Here is a 22,124-nt window from a genome sequence, read left to right as displayed (position 1 = left end):
TTTGGACATAAGAGTACAATTGTGAATAGTCAATTCGCTTCGCTTGTCAATTTTTGTATAATCACAATAAATAAAATAGGTTGAGACTTTAGCTGAGTGAAACGCCTTTGCGAACAGTAAACAGCAAGTAAATAAAAACTTTGTGAACTTTGCGTTTACAATATTACCCATGATCAAAATAGAAGAACTTATACATGCCTACATCCATTCACACTGCGATTTTGAAAAAGAAATTGTACTGACTAACTATTTTCAGGCAGATTGGGAAGCGGATATATTAATCATAGACTCAGAAGGCGGAAGTCATGAAATTGAGATCAAGTTTTCAAAAAGTGATTTTAAAAATGATTTCAAAAAATCTTACCTGAACAAAGATACCGGAGAAAAATTTCTGAAACATGATAAAATTTCCTGCGGAGATTATGTATGCAATTCCTTTAGTTTTTTGCTCCCGATGGGAATGGTAGACGCAGCTCTTATCCCTGAACATTGTGGAATCATCGAATTCTATCATAATGCAGATACCTGGGAAACCGAATTCTATCTGATCCGTCAGCCGAAAAAACTTCATGAAGATTCTTATTGGAAACTAAATGACAAAGATCTTTTTATCAGAAAAATGGCACTTAATCTTCTTCAGCGCAAAATGGAAATCAAAGGAAAACATGAAGAGCTGATCTTTAAAAATCCTTTTGAAATCAAAAAACTGAAATAAAAAAAATCCTGCCGCCTGACAGGATTTTATCATTGAATATTATTTTAAAAATTAATCTGCAATTTCAGCAGTATCTCTCTGAAGTAAGAACTTGTAGATCAATCCGCCTACAACTCCTCCCAAAATTGGGGCAACCCAGAACAACCAAAGTTGTGACATCGCAATTCCTCCCATAAAGACTGCCTGAGAAAGTGATCTCGCAGGGTTTACAGAAGTGTTGGTAATCGGGATAGAGATCAGGTGGATTAAAGTAAGCGCAAGACCGATGGCAAGACCGGCAAACTTACCGTTAGCCCACTTATCTGTAGCTCCCATGATTACAATCAGGAAAAATGCGGTTAATAGAAACTCAGCAAGAAATGCCGCTCCCATACTGAAAGCTTTTCCATTGTAAACGGCCTCACCGTAAAAGTTAGTGGCAAAATCTCCGGGTTTTGAGAATTCTACCGCTCCGGCACCGTTAAGGATTGTGTATAGACATCCTGCTGCTACAATCGCTCCCAAACACTGGGCTACAATGTAAGGAATAAGGTCTTTTGCAGGAAATCTTCCGCCTGCTAAAAGCCCAAAAGAAACTGCCGGATTAAAATGCCCTCCTGAGATATGCCCTACAGCGTAAGCCATGGTAAGAACAGTAAGACCGAAGGCTAAAGCAACGCCTAAAAGTCCGATGCCGATGTCTGGAACACCCGCTGCGAAAACAGCGCTTCCACACCCTCCGAAAACAAGCCAAAATGTGCCGAAAAATTCAGCGAAAAGTTTTTTTATCATGTTGTTTATTGTTTATGTATCTCAAATGTAAAATTTAAATCTTAAAGTAAAAAGTTAAAACTGAAAAAATATTTCAAAAAAGAGGGAACAAAAATTGCAAAATCTGTAATTTGGTGTAATGTTTGTTTGGGATTTATTGAGAGAGTATTATCGTCAGTCTTGAAAGATCTAACATAAATGTTTTATCTTTCATTTGTAATTTAAAAGGAAGGTGAATGAGAAAGTTTTTTTGTGTGGTCTTTGTACCTTTTATTTATAGTTTACATTATTCGCAGGCAGCCAAAAAAGCATTTCCCTGCTATGATCTTACCACTGTATTGAAGGTAGAACCTACGCCGCTTTATAAATCTCATCTTGATGCTTCCAAGGGTTTTGGAGTACAGTTATTGAAAGATTCCAAAACCGTACAAAAATATATCAGCAACGGAAAATTCCACAAAATAAAGAAATCCGGCAAAGGATATCAGGTCCAAAGGCTTGATTATAGCAGAGCTTATATGGTATCCAAGGCAAAAACCACTCTGGAAAAGATAGGGTCAAAGTTCAGTAAGGATACTAAAGGCGGCACATTTACTGTTTCATCTATTACCAGAACCCTTGAAGACCAGTGCAGACTAAGAAGAGTGAATTCAAACGCCTCTCTAGGGATTAGTTCTCACAATTATGGCAACTCTTTTGATATTTCTTACATAAGATTCAACAATGTTTTAAAATACAATCCGAAAATGGAAATAGCTCTGGAGAAAGTTTTAAAGCATTATGAGAAGGCTGGTAGAATATATTACATTAAAGAGAAGCAGCAGAGCTGTTATCATATTACTGTGAAAAATTATTAATTAAAATCCTCTTGCGTAGCATATTTAGTTTGTATATTTTTATACGACTAAAAACTATGCTTATGTCAACATTAAACATTGTAGACTATATGCTGCCTGTAGAAGAATGTAGAGCAGCGTCAAACCAGTGGAAAGCATGTCTTTCTGACTTTTCCAAAATTCAAAAGCTTATCCCTACCAACTATGTTTTTAATATTTCCAGAGAACACCTTGAATGGATGAAGGGGTTTAAGGATTATAAAGACTTCTGTGCTGCAGTAGGAATTTACAGAGACCGATTGATTCTTATCTTTTATCCTATGAACAATGATGGGGTAAAAATAGATGTAAAAGAATATCCATACAGCTTTCTTACCGAGCTTGAAAAAGATCTGAGATTGCAGGAAATTCAGGAGTATACGCTTATTAGAAACGCCGTTCTTTCTAAAGATCTTGAAAGCATGGAGAAAAATGCCAATATGGGATTGCCGGTTTCCAATACACCAATTCTTGAACAGGACAAAGCTGTAGATGCTATTGAACGTTGGAGAAATCAAGGTATGGACTGGTTTTATAAAGAGACCAGAGAAAATCAGGGAAGTGGAATTTTTAGAAAATTTTATGTTCCTACAGCAGATCTTTGCCTTTCAGATGATGGTTTAGCAGGTATTACCTGTTCTTTTGGGATCAGATACAATGATATTTACGGGAAAATGTTGGTAACGCTTATCTTTATCTCTTTCCGTGAAAACCTTAGGAATGCAGAACTGGGAGCAGAATCAATTTCCAATACTTACGACTGGGCAAAACCATGTCCTCCTATCTGCCGTATCCCGGATGTAGATGTAGGAAGTGAATTTTAAAACGATATACTGAGGAATGGCTGAACTTTATAAGGCAATTTTATTCCTGAACTATGCACTGCTCCTGTCCGTTATACTATTGGGAGCAGCAAAATACCGCATATTAAATCATAAAGAAAAGCAATATTTTCATTGTATTGCTTTTCTTTTTTTTATTGAAATGCTGAATCTGGCCCTACCTTATATCTTCAGATTGAATGATACATCATTTCTCTATCCTCTCTATATAGCGGGAGAGTTTTTCCTGCTTACAGGTTTATTTATCAGAAAGCTGGACTGGCCAAGATATGTTTTGTGGATTGTAGGTACATTGGCGACAGGTTTTATGATCTCGAAATACGGATTTGATTATCCTGCTAATGCTGATATAGCGAAAGTGGTTTCCAATATTATCATTATTTGCCTTTCCGGATTTACCCTGATTCGGGAGATTAAGAATACCTCTACACAGAACCGTTTTCTTCTTGTAGATGCCAGTATTTTTTTCTATTACTCTGTCTCAGTATTTATTTTTATCATTCAGCACCAGATCGCCAATCTGTCCGAAAACGATTATTATACTATTCTCAGTGCCAATAATATTCTTTCGAGTATTTTGTACTGTTCATTTTTATATACTTTTTTCAGATTAAAGAAGTAACCTTAAATATCAATCTGCTGATCCTGATAATTGTTACCATAACAGTTATCGTATCCTTTATTCTCCTAGCTTACAGGGCTTTTATTACCAGAATTATTAAGGAGAAAAGTGTACAACATGAAGCGGAAGTTCTTCATCAGAAAAAATTAGTTCTGGAAAATATTAAGGCTCAGGAAGAAGAAAGGAAAAGAATTGCAGTGATGATTCATGATGATATCGGAAACCGCCTCAATATTCTTTCTTTATGGCTGAATAACCTCGATACTCAGGGTGATGAACTGATCAAAAAAAATATCTACGGTCAGATGTCTTCTTTGATTGATGCTGCCAGAAGTATTTCCCATTCATTATACCCTGTAAATCTGGAATCAGTGGGGCTGGTTTTATATGTAGAGGAATTAATCGCCAACCTTTCCCATAAAATTAATATTTCTATGCAGGTGATGCAGGGATATGAAAAGAAAGATCTTTTTGTGGAAGTGCAGTTGTACAGGATTATTCAGGAGTTTACTACCAATGTGATCAAGCATTCAGATGCAACAGATCTTTGGATTTATATTAAGGATTATCCCGAAAATATGGCAGTAGTAATTTCTGATAACGGGCAGGGATTTGAATATGAAGATGTTAAAAAAGGGATGGGAATTAAAAATATTGAATCCCGCATCAAATCAATGAATGCCACACACAAATGGAAAAAAACATTTTCGAATAAAGGAAGTCGTTTAATCATAAAAATTCCAAAATATCATGAGTTCCCAAATCAAACTAGCACTGATTGATGATGAACAGCTGATCCTCGAAGGGGTAAAAATGTTGCTGTCCAATGAAAAAAATATATCGGTTTGCCTTACCGCAGATAATGGCCCCGATTTTATAGAAGACCTCGGAAAACTTTCAAAAGATGAATTTCCTGATATTGCCCTCGTAGATGTTCAGATGAAACCTATGAACGGTTTTGAACTGGTAGAAATCCTGAAGGAAAAATATCCCGATCTTAAAATTATTATCCTCTCATCACACTATAAAACCTCTATTCTTGGATACATGGTTAAGCTGGGAGTATCAGCATTTCTTCCCAAAAATTCGAATAAGAAAACCTTTATTGATGCCATTACAATGGTAGATAAAAACGGAGTCTTTTTCACGGCTGAAGATCATCAGATGCTGTTTACTTATATGAACAGTTCTGCCAAGAAAAATTCACTTTTTGAAACAGAAGACGAATTATCCGAAAGAGAAAAAGATGTAGTAAAACTGATCTGCCAGGAATTGACCAACAATGAAATAGGAGAAAAACTCTTTATCAGCCCAAGAACTGTAGAAAGTCACAGACAACGCATCCTGGAGAAAATCGGAGCTAAAAATACTGTGGGAATAGTGATCTATGCCATTGTAAACAATATTTACTCCCTTGAAAAAATGTAATTTGATTCCGTAGAAATACGGATTTTTTTATTTGGTACTTTTCACTCTAGCGAACCTTATTTTTCTTCTGTTATTTTGGAATGTCTCTTTTAGGGATGTTAGTTGAAAAAAAACACAAACAAGATCTGTAATAAAAAATTAAAGTAAAAACATGAATGGTAGCAGAGTGATTTCCGTCGGGATTTTCTTTGACGGTACAGGAAATAATGGGGTAAATATTCTTTCACCGGATAAACCGCTGAACAATAATGAAAGCTATTATGGTACTTTCAGCAATATCTATAAATTATACAGTTTATTCGTTGGAGATGAAAAAATATATATTGAAGGAATTGGCACCGCAACAGGCAGTGAAGATAATAATTTTGCCATGGCAACATGTGCAAATCCACCCTATGGAAGCGGGTATTCATCTGATGATAAACTTCAGAAAGCCGGAGATTTTGTACAAAAAATAACCCATGATGAGACCAAGGAATACCATTTCTACATCTACGGATTCGGGAGAGGAGGTATGTTAGCAAGAACTTTCTGTAATCAGCTTCTGACTTTTTATGCAGTAGGAAATTGCAGAATAAAATTTTTGGGCCTTTTTGATACGGTTGAGTCCAAGCCTTTTAATACTTATAATATGAAGATTTCTGCACAGGTAGAGAATGTTTTACACTTCTGTGCAGTCAATGAGGGCAGGTTTTTCTTTCCCTTGACAGGTTTGTTTGAGAATTCGAAAACAATGCAGGATCAGAAATCAGAAAATCAGTTATCAGTTTGGAAAGAAGTATTTGTTCCTGGAGATCATGCAGACATTGGAGGCGGATATCTGGAAGGTCCACAATCTGTTTATATTTCTACAGATTTCATTAATGTTGATGATCTGCATAACTATGTTTCCGATATCAGAAATGCAAAAACCAATGCTGATGGAAATAAAATATGGGATGCTTTACTCTCGGAATATAAAGTAGAAACAGTGGATGGCCTTTCACAGGCCTATGTTTGCAGGGATAAAGTATACAATGATCTGTCAAAAGTATATGGAAAACTGATGATGGATGAGACCAATACCATATTATCAGTATTTAGTACCGAGAATGAAGCCTATTTTGGAACAGATTATAATAAACATATTTTTCTCAATCGGTTTTATATCAAAATGAAAGAGTATTTAAAAGATCTTTCTACAAGCAAAAAGCCCATATATGATTTCGGAAGATTTTCAGATTATACTCATATTTCATCAAACTTCGGATTGTATAGTGATAGTTTTCAGTACAGAACCCAGCGTGAAATTAATATTGAACTGATCAATAATGGATTAAACGTCTCAAGCCGTACCTCTGTAGATGAAACAAGCCACACAAAAAGGCTTTCCGTTGAGCTTCATCTGCCGGAAGACAGCTTTGTTGCAGATTTTCTTTATGGAACAAACGTTCCCAATAATGATATATGGGTTCGTTCTATTGTAAAAATACCGGCAACTACCATATTAAATGAATGGAAGAATTAATGAAAATACTTCTCAGTTTTAAATTTAGGTTAGGGGACATCTGAGGGTGTCTCCTTTTTTTATAAATTATTAACGATCAGTTGAGTATAATTACGGAGTGATACATTTAGTACATTATACTGTAGATTTTGAACGGTAATTCTCGTTACTTTGAATTGTTCATTCCATGAAGCTTCAAAATAAAAATATGAACAAAGGCGTATTCTGAAAAGCCTAATATCAAAAAGAGTAAGAGCACCAAAGATTAAAACAATGGAAAAGACACTCATGCAAAAATCAGGAACTACATTATACACAATTAATTTTGATTTTACATCACAAGAACAAAAAGCCATTTTACAGTATCTTCAGGAAAATGGTTACCAGCTTATGGGATATAAAGGAGCCACAGGTTTTGATCAGCTTAATACAGGAGTGCCGGCTTGGTTTGCCATCAACTTTTTGGATGTTTTTGATACAATAGAAATTGATTGTGAACCCCAATATAAAGTATATGTTTATAATAAAGGAATTATTGAGCCGAACTCAACCATTCAGATGCAGGCTTTATCAGAGGAAATTCCCTTGGGTACAGCTGTAACTTTCCATCCGGATGGTTCATTTTCGATAAACGGACCAGCTCCTGCAGGAATGATCACAGTAAGAAATGACAGATTCCTGGGTATACCTAATATAACCATTGGACTTGCAGCAAAAGTAAACGGAGAGTTTCAGCCATTCTGTGCATTTAGTTGTATGTCACAGGGACAGGTGACTATGCAGCCTAATGAAAATATAGTTTTATTCGCTGCTCAGACCAATATGAATTCAGGATCTGTTACCAACCGTACAATGGCACCGGGATGTAAACTCATATTCAATGATAAAAATGTAAAATATGATTTAGAGATGATTCCCGGAACTTATGGTATTACAAACGCACCCGGAGCAGCTCCGGTAGCTCCTGTATCAGAAGGACAGTCAATATTACAGCTTATCAATATTCATTAAATAAATCCTTTTCTGAAATCCGTTTTCGTAAAAATAAAAAGCTGTTCGTTTGGAGCAGCTTTTTTTATTTCTGGGCTATTCATTTCTTTTTCCGTATTTTTGCACCCGAAAATTCATTATTCATTACTAATTATTAATTAAGATGCTTTCGGTTCAAAGTTTAGGATTACACCATTCAGGAAATTATTTATTTCAAAATGTCAATTTCACCATTAAAAAGGATGATAAAGTAGGTCTCGTTGGTAAAAATGGAGCGGGAAAATCCACTTTATTGAAAATGCTTTCCGGAGAAATTAATTTCTACGAAGGAGAAGTAGTGACTGAAGGAAGTGTTACCATTGGTTTCCTTAAACAGGATCTTGATTTCGTAAAAGGAAGAACGGTGTGGGCAGAAACCATGCAGGCTTTCGAACAGATCAATGCCTGGAAAAATGAGCTTGAAGAGGTGAATCACCAAATGACTGTGAGAACAGACTACGAAAGTGATTCCTATACAGATCTGATTAATAAAATGACCGAACTGAATGACCTTTTGATGAACCATGATGCCTACAATCTTGAAGGTGACATGGAAAAAGTATTATTTGGTTTAGGATTTAAAGCAGATGATTTCCAAAAAATCACTGATGAATTTTCCGGAGGATGGAGAATGAGAATCGAATTGGCAAAATTACTTCTTCAGAAGAATGATATTATGCTTCTCGATGAGCCTACCAACCACCTGGATATGGAATCCATCATCTGGCTGGAGAACTTCCTGAAAGACTATCCGGGAGCCATTGTTCTTGTAAGTCACGATAAACAGTTTATGACAGCGGTGTGTAACCGTACTTTCGATATCAACAATAGAAAAGTTGATGATTATAAAGCTAATTACTCGAAATATCTTGTAATGAGAGAAGATCGCCGTGAAAAACTGATTCAGGCTAAAAAGAATCAGGATGCGGAGATCAAGCAAATGGAAGACAACATTAATAAGTTCCGTGCAAGTGCTACTAAAGCATCTTTCGCGCAGTCCCTTATTAAGAAATTAGATAAAATTGAACGTATTGAAGTTGATAACGAGGACGTTTCGAAATTCAATATCCGTTTCGTACAGTCTATGGTTCCGGGGAAAGTGATCTTCGAAGCCATCAATCTTGGAAAAGCTTACGGGCAGAAGCAGATTTTTGATGATGTAGACTTTATCGTTCAGAGAGGAGACAGAATTGCTCTTTTAGGACAGAACGGACAAGGAAAAACAACATTGGCTAAAATTTTAGCCGGAGATATTAAAGATTATTCCGGTGCCTGGAATCTTGGACATAATGTCAACATTGGATATTTCGCTCAGAATCAGGAAGAGGTGTTGACCCCTAATAAAACGGTTCTGGAAGAAGCCGAAGATGCTGCAACAGAAGAAACAAGACCAAGAGTAAGAGATTTACTGGGATCTTTCCTTTTCCAGGGAGATGCTGTTACTAAAAAGACAAAAGTACTTTCCGGAGGAGAAAGAAACCGTCTGGCACTTTGTAAACTGCTACTTCGTCCTTTCAACACGCTGATCATGGACGAACCTACCAACCACCTGGATATCCAGTCTAAAGAAATTATCAAGCTGGCTCTGCAGAATTTTGAAGGAACTTTAATCGTAATCTCGCACGACAGGGAATTCCTTCAGGGACTTTGTGATAAGATCTACGAATTCCGTGATGGGAAAATGAAAGAATTCCTTGGAGATATTAATGAATACCTTGAGTACAGACAAAAGGAAACCATCAGAGAAATTTCGGCAGAAAAGGCAAAACTTCACAGCGAAGTAAAGGTAGAACCTAAGAAAGTAGAAGAAAAACCTGCAGTAACCAGCAGTCAATCTTCAAATATTGTAAGTAAAGAACAGAAAAATATTCAGAATAAAATCAAAAAAGTAGAAGAGAAAATTTCCGAGCTTGAAACAAAAATAGAGCAAATGGAAACTTCTTTTACCAAAGAAAATCCTTCCGATGAAACCTTAGAGCAATACAATAAAGCTAAGGAAGAGCTGGAAACAGCATTGCAGGAGTGGGAATATCTTGGAACCCAACTAGATTAAACTTAAAATATAAATGCTTCATCAAATCAATAGGATGAAGCATTTTTTTTGTAACAAAAACGTATTCATTTCTACCTATTGTCAACAATCATAAAGTAATTTAATAAAAGTTTAAGGAAACAATTAAATTATTTTCATAATTTTGAACCATGATTTTTAAAGAAAGCAGAAACCTAAAGAGTTTTATCTCCAAGCTATTGTTTGGAGTATATTTCCTTGCGCTGCTTTCTCAAAGCTTTCACCATCACGATTCTGTAGATTATTTTAAGGCATTTCATCTTAAAAAAGTTGAGAATACGATGACGAAAGCCGTTACTAAAGAGAAAGCTGGCGACTGTCTGGCCTGCCACTTTTTGGTTACCGGACATACATTAGCTCCTGAAGAATTTAACTTTACTTTTGAGCATTACAGCCATGAAGTAAAACAAATCATTGCCATCCAGGAGAAAATCTGGTCACAGACCAAATTCACTTTTCAGCTTCGGGGACCGCCCGCACTTGCATAATTCACAGATTCTATAGGGTTTAAAGTTTTGTACTTTAAAGTTCAATGTTTACTACTTCAAATTCAATGTTTAAAGTTGTTGGGAAAAATACCTGATAATCTGTAATTGATATTTAATAATGTTCAATTACTATTTTCCGGCTCCTAACTTCTTACCAGGAATACATTGTACCATCAAAACTGACCCTTCCCACAAATTTTAACGAAAAATGTACCCTGTTGAAAAGGGTGCGCAATCAATCTATTTACAATGAAATTGATATATTGCCTGCTGCTGATCTTTTGCGGATCAGTATTTACAAGTGCACAAAAAACTTATACTGTAGAGGGAACCGTTCATGATTTCCATGATAAAACATTGCTGGAAAATGCAGTGATTAAAATCGGGAACTTTACAGCCAAAACAAACAACAAAGGTAAATTTTCTTTTGACAAAATTCCTGCAGGAAAGTATACACTCATTGCACAACATCCTGATTGTGATGATTATACTGAAAATATAGGAGTTAATCAGGATGTTCAGCTGGTTATTACGCTGGAACACCATGTTAAAGATATTGAAACTGTGACTATTCATGGTAGTCATAAGAACAATGGAAGTATGGTGGTGAAAACACTTGATAAATCAACGCTTTCAAGAAATGTCACCGAAAACTTAGGGAATTTATTAACCAATATTTCCGGTGTAAACGTTCTTAAAACAGGAAATAATATTGCTAAACCTATTATCCATGGGCTTTATGGAAGCAGGGTTTCTATTCTTAATGATGGGGTGAAACTTGCAGAGCAGGAATGGGGAGTAGAGCATGCACCCAATGTTGATGTCAATAATTTTGAACATATTGATGTCATCAAAGGAGCATCTGCTTTGAAATATGGTGCCGGAGCCGTAGGTGGAGTAGTTGTTTTGCAGCCTCAGGTTTTACCTAAGAAAGATACCATTATGGGAAATGTTTCTCTTTCCGGGATTTCCAACGGAAGAGGAGCTGATCTTAATGTAAAATTGGCAAAAACCTGGGAGAATGGTTGGGCTATAAAAACCAATGGAAGCTATAAAAAACTGGGAGATCTTGAAGCTCCGGAGTATGGCTTGATGAATACTGGTCTTGAGAGTTCAGGATTTAATTTTGGTGTACAGAAAATGACATTTGAAAAAGGATTTTCATTTGATTATTATCTGACGAAAAGCACAGTCGGGATTCTTAGAAGTTCTCACGTAGGGAACTCTGAAGATCTGCGAAATGCTCTTACATCACCACAACCAATTTATCAGAGAGATTTTAGCTATGATATTGACAATCCTAAACAGGAAATTGAGCATCATATTGCTAAAGTTTCTGCTTACAAAAGATTTGAAAATTTTGGAAAAATCACGGCTACGTATAGCTTTCAGTACAATCATAGAAAAGAATATGATATCAGACGTACAGAAGCTTTGAGCAAAAAACCGGCATTAGATCTTGAACTGATCACTAATGATCTGAATGTAAACCATCTGATAGAAAGAGGGAACTGGAATCTTGAAACAGGAATTAATGCAGGATACCAGAATAATTATTCCAATACGCAGACCGAAGCAAGACGTCTTGTTCCGAATTATGACAGATATTATGCAGGGATTTATTCCGTATTAAAATATAAAATTGCATCCGAATTGGATCTGGAACTGGGAGGCAGATATGATTATGATCATTATGATGTCACAAAATGGTATGATCTGAGCGACTGGAATAAACTTTATGCTGCAGATTATTCAGATTTTGTAGTAAGAATCAACCAAAACAGAATTCTTACCAAGCCGTCATTAACGTATAATAATATTTCAGTAAACGGTGGAATTGTTTATCACCCTTCCGAATATTTCAATCTGAAATTTAATTATGCCAGAGTTTCAAGGTCTCCGAATATTGCAGAGCTTTTTGCTGACGGACTTCACCATTCTGCAGCCATTATTGAAAGAGGAGATATGAGAATGAAAAGCGAAACCGGAAATCAGTTTAACTTGGTGGCAGATGTAAAAGCGAATGTTCTAAAAGGATTGAATATTTCAGTAAACCCCTATTTCTTTTATACTCAGAATTTTATCAACCAGATTCCTACAGGATATCAGAATACTCAGTGGGGAGGAGCTTTTGTGGTATACAATTATCAACAGATCAATGCAAAAATGTACGGATTGGATATTGATGCTCAGCTTAAGATCACAGATAATCTGACTTACAAAGGAAGCGGATCTTACGTTTATGGGCAGGATCAGACTCATGATGTACCGCTTATTCTTATGATGCCTCCGAATTTTAACAATTCATTGGAATTCAATAAAAAAGAATGGAAAAATTTCTATTTCACTATAAGTAATAATACTTTCCTGAAACAGACAAGATTTCCAGTGTATAACGTTCCGATCAGATTATTTGATTCAGACGGAAATGCTTACAATGAAGAAGTGGATATTTCTACACCTCCAAACGGATATTCCCTTTGGAACCTTCAGACAGGGGTAAATCTGTCTAAAAATTTCGGCATTGATTTTTCAATCCGAAATGTATTCAACACGTCGTACAGAGATTATCTGAACAGACTTCGTTTCTTTTCCAACGAAATGGGAAGAAACTTTATTTTAACTCTTAAATATCAATTTTAATTACTTAAAATCAAAAAAATGAAAAATATTTTTAAAAATACAACACTTATTTTAGGACTTTTATTCTTAGCTGTTTCTTTAAGCTTAACATCGTGTAACAGAAGCGATGATGAAGCAGATGATCTTCCTCAGGAAGAACTTTCAGATGTTCTCTTAAGAGTAACAGATGCTGCCGGTGGAGCTCCGGTAGTATATGATTATCAGGTAAACAGCACTACGAATCCTAATGTGAAGCTGATCAATGGCCATACTTATAATGTAGAGGTTATTTTCAAGAACGGTGACGAAGATGCCACTCAGGAAATCAAAGATGCAAAAGATGAACATTTCTTAGTATATAATTTTCCAAACTCAGATATTACTTTAACCCGTACAGATGATGAAAAGTCAACAAGAGGAGACGGAAACCGTGTAGGGTTGAAAACAAAATGGGTAGTAAATACTGCTGTGAAAAATGCTTCTGCCCCTAGTCAGTTGGTTCTTACATTGTTCCATGAGCCGGTAACGGTTTCTGAAGCTTCTGCTGTGAGCGGAAATGGAGTGACTTACGGTACTCATACAGGAGGAGAAACGGATGCACAGGCTAACTATAATATTATTAATTAATATACCTTTAATCTTGTTTGGACCACCGGAATTCTCCGGTGGTTTTTTATTTAACAATATTTGGCTTTATAAGTTGATTTTAAATGGGTATTTTTCATAAAAAATTCCTATTTTTGCAACCTAAAATTTTAATCAATAATGAAGGTTACCGCACAAAACCATGATGATGTAAGTGCATTGCTTACAGTAACATTGGAAAAATCTGACTACAAAGAAAAAGTAGAGAAGCAGTTGATTAATTATGCTAAAAATGCGCAAGTTCCTGGATTCAGAAAAGGGAAAGTGCCTTTGAGTATGGTTAAAAAACAATATGAAGCAGGTATTGCATTTGAAGAAATCAACAGACAAGTTTCTGATGCTTTAAACAACTATGTTAATGACAACAAACTAAGATTAGTTGGTCAGCCTGTTCCTCAGCCAGTAAACGAATTCGATTACAATGCTGATCAATTAGAAGTTGCTTTCGAAGTAGGATTTGAGCCTGAATTCACTATAGATTTAGCTAAATATGAAGCTCCTCATTACAAAGTAGAAGCTTCTGATAAAGAAATCGGTAAGAGCATTGAAAACATGCAGAAGCGTTTCGCTGAGCAGGTTCCTCAAGATAAAATCACTAAAGATTCTTACATTGCTTTAGAAGTTTCTCAGGTTGTGGAAGAAGATGCTGAAGGAGAGCACAATCACCACCCAAAAAACCTTACTATTACTGCTGAAAACAAAGAAGCTTTCAAATTGGTAAAAGGTTTGAAAATGGAAGGTTCTGTAAAAGTAACGAAAGAAACTCTTGCAGGTGACGAAGAATTAGCTAAAGAATTAGGATTCAGCAAAGAAGAAGTTGAGCACCTACACCACAATGAATTAGAAGTTAAAGTAAAAGATTTCTATTCATTAGATTTAGCTGAACTTAATCAGGATCTATTCGACAAAGTATACGGAGAAGGAAACATTAAGTCTGAAGATGAGCTTAAAGATAAAGTGAAAACTGAATTAGACGAGTATTTCCAACAGAATGCTGATGTTCACTTCGTGAATAAAGTATTAGAGCAAGTAACAGAGAAAGAAGAAGTAAAACTTCCTGAATCTTTCCTTGTGAAGTGGTTATTATTCTCTAACCAGAATATCCAGTCTGAAGATCAGGCTAAAGAAATTCTTGAAGCTGAGAAAAACCAATTGAAATATCAGATCATCGAAGGTAAATTGATGACTGAAAATGAAATTAACCTTGACTATGCTGATGTATTAGCTCAGGCTGAGCAGTTGGTGAAAAACCAATTGGCTATCTACGGAATCCACCACTTAGGGGATGAAGAAATCCAAAAATATGCTGTTGAAATGTTGAAAGACCAAGAGCAGGTAAGACAAATTTCTTCTGAAGTAGCAATGGCTAAATTGAAAGATGTAATTCTTGAAAAAGCTAGCAAAAAAGAAACTAAAATTTCTCACGACGAATTTTTAGAAGAACTTAAGAAATAATTATATTCAGATATAAATATTTTAAAACCGTCAATTTTTTGACGGTTTTTTTTATTATCCATCCACACCTAAAAATTCATTATTTATCACTCATCATCACTCAATTATCATTCATTACTAATTGCTCATTACTCATTATTTATTTGTATGTCCGCCAATATTCCTATATTTACTTTTTAAACTTTATTATAAATATGAAAAAGATCATCATTCCGTTTTTCTGCGCTGTACTTTTCTCAGTGCCTGCAGCAGCTCAGAAAAAAGGGGCTGCATCTGCTAAAACAGAAGCCGTAAAATCAAAACTTACACCTAAAGAAGTTGTTGATAATTATTTCAAAGCACTAGGTGGAAAAGATAAACTGGACGCTGTAAAATCTACCATTACTGATAACACCGTTGCTGTGCAGGGAATGGAAATCCAAATGACAACCAAGAAATTAGGGAATAAATTCAAATCTGTACAATCTTTCATGGGGAAAGAAATGGTGCAGCTTTTTGACGGTGAGAAAGGATATTTTGATCAGATGGGAACTAAAACAGATATTCCTGCTGACAAAATTGCTGACCTTAAAAAAGGAAAACCAATGGATGCTTTAGCATTCGATGCTTCTAATTTCCAGACTGTATCTACAGAAAAACTTGACGGAAAAGATTATAATGTACTGTCTTCAGACAAAGGAAAATTCTATTTCGATGCCGGAACAGGTCTTTTGTATAAGACAGATGCCGGAGAAGGTAAAGCAACCATTAAAAGCTATATGGCAGTAGACGGAATACAGTTCCCTGCTGAAGTAGATGCTGAAGGTGGAGGCCAGAAAATGACAATTAAAACCACAAAAGTGGTTATTAACTCCGGAGTTTCGGATGCTGATTTTAAATAATAAGATACTTTTTTAAGAGATAAAAACCGGGAATTTTCCGGTTTTTTTAGTATATAAATAATTTTAACTCAAATTTAACTATAAAAAAGATTGTATGATTTCTTCACCTTGTGAATAAATGTTAGTTTTAAACCGTAAATAAAATCAAATAACCATGAAAAAAGTATTATCTTCATTTGCAGTCATTTTCCTGATGTCTGCTAATGCCTTTGGACAGAATATTCCAGTGGATTCATCTGTGCGAATTGGTACTCTTTCCAACGGAATGAAGTACTACATCAAAAAAAACACGTTACCTGAGAAAAAAGTAGATTTCCGTCTGGCAATCAATGCCGGATCCATTCTTGAAGATGAGAATCAAAGAGGATTGGCCCATTTTATGGAGCACATGAACTTCAACGGGACCAAAAATTTTCCGGATAATAAATTAGTAGACTTTTTACAATCGATCGGAGTAAAGTTTGGTCAGCATCTTAATGCGTATACAAGCTTTGACGAAACCGTTTACATGCTTCCTGTACCATTAGATAAACCAGGAAATCTGGATGCCGGACTGAAAGTAATGGAAGATTGGGCATTTAATGCAACGCTTTCCGATGAGCAGATCAATAAAGAGAGAGGAGTGGTATTGGAAGAGTTGAGACTGGGTCTTGGAGCTGATAAAAGGATGATGGATAAATACCTTCCAAAACTTTTATATAAATCTCAGTATGCAGACAGACTGCCAATCGGTAAAAAAGAAGTGTTGGAAAACTTCAAACCAGAGGTTATCCGAAAATTCCACCAGGATTGGTACAGACCGGATCTGATGGCAATCATCGTGGTAGGAGACATCAATGTGGACGAAATTGAAAAAAAAATCAAGGATAACTTCAGCAAATATAAAAACCCTTCAAAACCAAGAGAAAGAAAATCTTTTGATCTTCCGAATCATAAAGAAACTTTAGTAGCGATTGAAACAGATCCTGATGCTACCAATTCCATGGTACAGTTTATCATGAAAGATGCTGATGCCTATAAACCTGATGTAACAGTAGAACAGTACAATCAAAGCCTTGTTGAAAATCTTTCAACGACCATGTTAAATAACAGATTGAGAGAACTGATCAACTCTACAAACCCACCATTTACCTTCGGGTCAGTATACCACGGAGGAACATATGCAAGAAGCAAAGAGGCGTTCCAGGGATTTGCCATGGTGAAAGAAGGAAACCAGTTGAGCGCATTGAAAGTCTTATTGGAAGAGGTTGAAAGAGCAAAAAGATTCGGATTCACCCAGTCTGAACTAGATAGAGCTAAATCTCAGGTACTATCCAACCTTGAAAGATCTTACAACAATAAAGATAAAACAGAAAGTGAGATTCTGATAGATGAGTATGTGAGAAACTTCCTGGAGCAGGAACCAATTCCTGGAATAGCATGGGAATATGAAGATACCAAATCTTTCTTACCATCTGTTACCCTTGCACAAACCAACGAAATCATCAAGAAAATGGTGAAAGATGACAGCAGGGTAATTGTAATTACAGGACCTAAAAAAGATAATGTAACCATGCCTACGGAAGCCATGGTACTGAATACATTTGATGCTGTAAAAATGGCTGATCTTAAACCTTACGAAGAAAAAGCGGCCATCAAAAACCTGGTGAAACCTTTCAAATCTGAAGGAAAAATTGCTAAAACTGAAACAGATGCCAAGTTGGGAACAACAACCTGGACTTTAAGCAACGGAGCGAAAGTTACTTTCAAGAAAACAGATTTTAAAGACGATGAAATCGTATTTACAGCAAGAAGTTTAGGAGGAAGTTCTCTTATCCCTGATGCAGAATATAATAAAACTCAGTTTGCTTTCTCAGCATTAACAGAAGCTGGAGTAGGAGGATTCTCAAAAGCAGATCTTACCAACTATCTTGCCGGTAAACAAGTGAATGTAAATCCTATGGTAACTTCTCTTTTTGAAGGGGTTTCCGGAAGAACTACACAAAAGGATTTAGGAACTGCTATGGAGCTGATGTATGCTTATTTTACAAGCTTAAATTATAATCCTGCTTCCTTTAATGCTTATAAAGAAAAGCAATCTGCAATGTTGAATAACCTGTTGTCTAATCCTCAAGCTTATTTCTCTAATGAACATGCAAAATTCATGAATCAGAAGAATCCTAGATTTATAGGCGTTTTCCCAATGGAGAAAGACTGGGCCAATACAGACTATAAAAAAGCTTACGATATCTATAAAGATAAATTTGCCAATGCAGGAAACTTCCAGTTCTATTTTGTAGGAAACATAGACGAAGCCAAATTTAAAGACGAAGTTCTGCAATATATTGCAAGTCTGCCGTCCTCAGGAAAAGCAGCAATGTATAAAGATACAGGGTACAGAACGATGACCGGAGATTACAGTAAAGTGTATAAAAAAGGAAAAGATCCTAAGAGTATGGTATCTATCTCTTACAGCGGAGAAGCTCCTTACAATGAAAAAGAAGCTTTAGCATTATCAGCGCTTGGAGAAGTGGCTACTATTAAAGTTATCGAAAAGCTGAGAGAAGATGAAAGTGGTATCTATGGAGGTGGTGCCAGAGGAGGAATGAATAAAATACCTTACGGAACGTATAGTTTCGGTATTAATTTCCCTTGTGGTCCGGAAAATGCAGAGAAGCTGACTAAAAGTGCTATTACAGAGCTTCAGAAGCTTATCGATAATGGTCCTGAACAAAAAGACCTGGATAAATATAAAGAAGGAGAATACAATGACAACAAAACAGAACTTAAAGATAATATGTTCTGGATGAACGCCATTGCTAAGAACCAATTAGACGGAAGTGACAAGTATGATATCTTAAATTATCAGGATAAAGTAAAAGCACTTACGGTAAAAGATCTTCAGAATGTTGCGAAAAAATATCTTACAAAAGGAAGAATTGTAGCAACCCTTATGCCTGAAGATGGCTGGGAAAAAGCTAAAAAAGAGGAACCTAAAAAAGCAGAAACAGTGACTGTAAAAGCAGGTGCTACTAATTAATTTTTTTAATTAAAATAAGAAAACCGTTGTACTATACAACGGTTTTTTTGTTTGAAAATGGATAACATAATAGTAGATTAACCATAATCTTTTGAAAAATGAAGAAAATAACCTTATTTTTAATTAGTCTATTTTAATTAATTCATGAATGTTTTTAATTAAAAATCATTTTAAGTAATATAAAACAAACAATTTGCTTTCATTTTATAATATTTAAATTTTTTAACTTCAATTTAACCCTGTGGTAAAAGGCTAATTGCAGAGAGAATCGATATTTTTGAGGGGTCAAAAAATAATGTAGATGAAAAAAATATTATCTTCGTTTTCAGTCATCTTCCTGATGTCTCTAAATGTCTATGGACAAAACATTCCGGTGGATCCGTCCTTAAGAATCGGTACTCTTTCCAACGGAATGAAGTATTACATCAAAAAAAATGTTTTACCTGAGAAAAAAGTAGAATTCCGTCTGGCGATTAACGCAGGATCTATTCTTGAAGACGAAAATCAAAGAGGGTTGGCTCACTTTATGGAGCACATGAATTTCAACGGAACCAAAAACTTTCCGGATAATAAATTAGTAGATTTTTTGCAATCTATCGGAGTAAAATTCGGACAGCATCTTAATGCGTATACCGGTTTTGACGAAACGGTTTATATGCTTCCTGTACCATTAGATAAACCGGGAAATCTGGATGTGGGACTGAAAGTAATGGAAGACTGGGCATTTAATGCAACACTTTCTGACGAACAAATCAATAAAGAAAGAGGAGTGGTACTGGAAGAACTGAGATTAGGTCTTGGACCCGATAAAAGAATGATGGATAAATACCTTCCAAAACTTTTATACCAATCTCAGTATGCAGAAAGATTGCCAATCGGTAAAAAAGAAGTACTGGAAAACTTCAAACCTGATCTTATCCGAAAATTCCACCAGGATTGGTACAGGCCGGATCTGATGGCAATTGTAGTCGTAGGAGATATCAATGTTGATGATATGGAGAAAAAGATTAAGAATAACTTCAGTCAATATAAAAATCCTCCAAAACCCAGAGAAAGAAAATCTTTTGATCTTCCGAACCATAAAGAATCACTGGTAGCTATTGAGACAGATCCTGATGCAACAGGTTCCGGAGTGCAATTCATTATCAAAGATTCTGAGGCGTACCACCCGGACGTAACGGTTCAGCAGTATGATCAAAGTATTGTAGAAAGTCTTGTGAATATTATGCTCAACAGCAGATTGGCAGAACTGGTTAACTCTACAAATCCACCTTTTACTTATGGTTCAGTTTATCACGGGGGAACTTTTGCAAGAAGCAAAGAAGCATTTCAGGGATCAGCAGCAACAAAAGACGGAGACCAGCTCAATGCACTGAAGGTCCTTTTGGAAGAAGTGGAAAGAGCCAAAAGATTCGGATTTACCCAATCTGAATTGGACAGAGCAAAAGATCAGATGCTTTCATCTTATGAATGGGCTTACAACAACAAAGATAAAAACCAAAGCGGGGAGCTCATCGATGGTTATGTGAATAATTTCCTGAGACAGGAGCCAATACCTGGAATTACCTGGGGATATGAACATATTAAAGAAATCCTTCCGGCCATAGCACTGGAACAGACCAATGGAATTATCAAAAAGCTGGTAAAAGATGACAGCAGGGTCATTGTTATTACTGGTCCAAAAAAGGATCATATTACGATGCCAACGGAAGCGATGGTTCTGAAGATATTCGATGCCATAAAAATGGCTGATCTTAAACCTTATGCAGAAAAAACGAAAACCGAAAGTTTAATAAAGCCTTTTAAATCTGAAGGAAAAATTACTAAAACAGAAGCAGACGCCAAATTAGGAACTACCACATGGACTTTGAACAACGGTGCTAAAGTTACTTTCAAGAAAACAGATTTTAAAGATGATGAAATTGTTTTTGCAGCAATAAGCCCGGGAGGAGTGTCTGTCATTCCGGATGCTGATTACAATAAAACAAAATTTGCATTTGATGCTTTGCTGGAAGCTGGACTAGCAGGGCTTTCCAAAACAGATCTTGTACACTATCTTGCAGGAAAACAGGTAAGTGCAAGCGCTTACGTGGGTGGACTTACAGAAGGTGTTTCCGGAACAAGTTCAAAAAAAGATCTGAAGACCGCCATGGAACTGATCTATGCCTGTTTTACAGACTTAAATTACAATACTGAATCATTCAACGCCTACAAAACAAAGAAATCTGCAATGCTGGCGAATGTAGATTCAGATCCGGAATACTATTTCTCTAATGAATATTCCAAATTTATCAATCAGAAAAACCCTAGATTCACTAGCCTTGAACCTACCGAAAAAGATTGGGCGAATACAGATTATAAGACAGCTTATGATATCTACAAACAAAAATTTGCTAATGCAGGAAACTTCCATTTCTATTTTGTAGGGAATATAGATGAAGGACAACTTAAAAATGAAGTCTTGCAGTATATCGCTTCACTTCCTGCAACAGGAAAATCATCTACATTTAAAGATACAGGTTACAGACCGGTGAAAGGAGGATATACAAAGGTTTATAAAAAAGGAAAAGAACCGAAGAGTCTTGTAACAATTTCTTACAGCGGAGAAGCTCCTTATAATGAGAAGGAAGCAATGGCATTATCTGCACTTGGAGAAGTTGCTACCATTAAAGTTCTCGAAAAGCTAAGAGAAGATGAAAGTGGTATCTACGGTGGAGGTGCAAGTGGAAGCTTCAGTAAAATCCCATACAGTGTTTATGATTTTAGTGTTAATTTCCCTTGTGGTCCTGAAAATGCAGAGAAGCTTACCAAAAGTGCCATGGCAGAATTACAAAAATTGATAGATAAAGGACCAGAGCAAAAGGATCTTGATAAATACAAAGAAGGTGAATACAACGAATATAAAACAAGCCTTAAAGACAATGGATTCTGGCTGCAGGGTATTGCCCAAAATCAGTTAGATGGAAGTGACAAATATGATATCTTAAATTATCAGGATAAAGTAAAAGCACTTACGGTAAAAGATCTTCAGGATGTTGCCAAAAAATACCTTACAAAAGAAAAAAATATAGCAACGTTAATGCCGGAAGACGGATGGGAAAAGGCTAAAAAAGATGAAACTAAAAAAGCAGCAACATCCAATTAATCAAATTTTTATAAGTTTTAGTAAATAAGAAAACCGCAGATCTCTCTGCGG

17 protein-coding genes are annotated in these 22,124 nt (G+C 35.8%); 16 read left to right on the top strand and 1 reads right to left on the bottom strand.

What is annotated here, in order from left to right; all coding sequences use genetic code 11:
* Positions 1-169 precede the first annotated feature (169 nt).
* Positions 170-715 (top strand): hypothetical protein, encoded by a 546-nt coding sequence (locus BUE84_RS18810; protein WP_079243018.1) that lies wholly within the window; start codon positions 170-172, stop codon positions 713-715.
* Between the two features lie 51 nt (positions 716-766).
* Here the strand turns inward: BUE84_RS18810 and aqpZ are convergent, their stop codons facing one another.
* Complete coding sequence (gene aqpZ / locus BUE84_RS18805; RefSeq protein WP_034696881.1) at positions 767-1,483, bottom strand: aquaporin Z; 717 nt, start codon at positions 1,481-1,483, stop codon at positions 767-769.
* Positions 1,484-1,701: 218 nt separating this feature from the next.
* Here aqpZ and BUE84_RS18800 point away from each other — a divergent pair, with 218 nt between their 5' ends.
* The 15 genes from BUE84_RS18800 (at position 1,702) to BUE84_RS18730 (ending at position 22,073) form a co-directional block, all read left to right on the top strand.
* Positions 1,702-2,322, top strand: coding sequence for a DUF5715 family protein (locus BUE84_RS18800; RefSeq protein WP_079243017.1), 621 nt, complete (start codon positions 1,702-1,704; stop codon positions 2,320-2,322).
* Positions 2,323-2,384: 62 nt separating this feature from the next.
* The gene (locus BUE84_RS18795; protein ID WP_238594291.1) at positions 2,385-3,164 is read left to right on the top strand and encodes a hypothetical protein; all 780 of its coding nucleotides are present in this window, start codon (positions 2,385-2,387) and stop codon (positions 3,162-3,164) included.
* Positions 3,165-3,180: 16 nt separating this feature from the next.
* Entirely contained in the window at positions 3,181-3,804 is a 624-nt protein-coding gene (locus BUE84_RS18790) for a hypothetical protein (protein ID WP_079243015.1), read from the top strand.
* A gap of 200 nt (positions 3,805-4,004) precedes the next feature.
* Positions 4,005-4,586 (top strand): sensor histidine kinase, encoded by a 582-nt coding sequence (locus tag BUE84_RS18785; RefSeq protein ID WP_238594290.1) that lies wholly within the window; start codon positions 4,005-4,007, stop codon positions 4,584-4,586.
* Complete coding sequence (locus BUE84_RS18780) at positions 4,555-5,232, top strand: response regulator (protein WP_079243013.1); 678 nt, start codon at positions 4,555-4,557, stop codon at positions 5,230-5,232. The genes BUE84_RS18785 and BUE84_RS18780 overlap by 32 nt, the downstream gene beginning before the upstream one ends.
* A 151-nt stretch (positions 5,233-5,383) precedes the next feature.
* Entirely contained in the window at positions 5,384-6,739 is a 1,356-nt protein-coding gene (locus tag BUE84_RS18775) for a T6SS phospholipase effector Tle1-like catalytic domain-containing protein (protein WP_079243012.1), read from the top strand.
* Between the two features lie 252 nt (positions 6,740-6,991).
* Positions 6,992-7,729 (top strand): hypothetical protein, encoded by a 738-nt coding sequence (locus BUE84_RS18770; RefSeq protein WP_145953295.1) that lies wholly within the window; start codon positions 6,992-6,994, stop codon positions 7,727-7,729.
* A 142-nt stretch (positions 7,730-7,871) separates the two neighbouring features.
* Complete coding sequence (locus tag BUE84_RS18765; RefSeq protein WP_079243010.1) at positions 7,872-9,800, top strand: ABC-F family ATP-binding cassette domain-containing protein; 1,929 nt, start codon at positions 7,872-7,874, stop codon at positions 9,798-9,800.
* 149 nt (positions 9,801-9,949) lie between these two features.
* A complete protein-coding gene (locus tag BUE84_RS18760; protein WP_034696841.1) occupies positions 9,950-10,306 on the top strand; it encodes a hypothetical protein in 357 nt (118 codons plus the stop codon).
* A 249-nt stretch (positions 10,307-10,555) separates the two neighbouring features.
* Positions 10,556-12,949 (top strand): TonB-dependent receptor, encoded by a 2,394-nt coding sequence (locus BUE84_RS18755; protein ID WP_079243009.1) that lies wholly within the window; start codon positions 10,556-10,558, stop codon positions 12,947-12,949.
* Positions 12,950-12,967: 18 nt separating this feature from the next.
* Positions 12,968-13,555 carry a hypothetical protein gene (locus BUE84_RS18750; RefSeq protein WP_079243008.1) on the top strand — a complete coding sequence of 196 codons (588 nt, stop codon included), beginning with the start codon at positions 12,968-12,970 and terminating at the stop codon, positions 13,553-13,555.
* Between the two features lie 138 nt (positions 13,556-13,693).
* A complete protein-coding gene (locus BUE84_RS18745; RefSeq protein ID WP_079243007.1) occupies positions 13,694-15,028 on the top strand; it encodes a trigger factor in 1,335 nt (444 codons plus the stop codon).
* Between the two features lie 194 nt (positions 15,029-15,222).
* Positions 15,223-15,909, top strand: a complete 687-nt coding sequence (locus BUE84_RS18740; protein ID WP_079243006.1) for a hypothetical protein — start codon at positions 15,223-15,225, stop codon at positions 15,907-15,909.
* Between the two features lie 154 nt (positions 15,910-16,063).
* Positions 16,064-18,928 (top strand): M16 family metallopeptidase, encoded by a 2,865-nt coding sequence (locus tag BUE84_RS18735; protein WP_079243005.1) that lies wholly within the window; start codon positions 16,064-16,066, stop codon positions 18,926-18,928.
* A 301-nt stretch (positions 18,929-19,229) separates the two neighbouring features.
* Entirely contained in the window at positions 19,230-22,073 is a 2,844-nt protein-coding gene (locus tag BUE84_RS18730) for a M16 family metallopeptidase (RefSeq protein ID WP_079243004.1), read from the top strand.
* Positions 22,074-22,124 lie beyond the last annotated feature (51 nt).

It is taken from the genome of Chryseobacterium indologenes (assembly GCF_002025665.1).
GTDB classification, from domain to species: Bacteria; Bacteroidota; Bacteroidia; order Flavobacteriales; family Weeksellaceae; genus Chryseobacterium; species Chryseobacterium metallicongregator.
The sequence above is the reverse complement of the archived record's forward strand: the minus strand, read 5'-3'. Positions and strand labels throughout refer to the sequence as shown.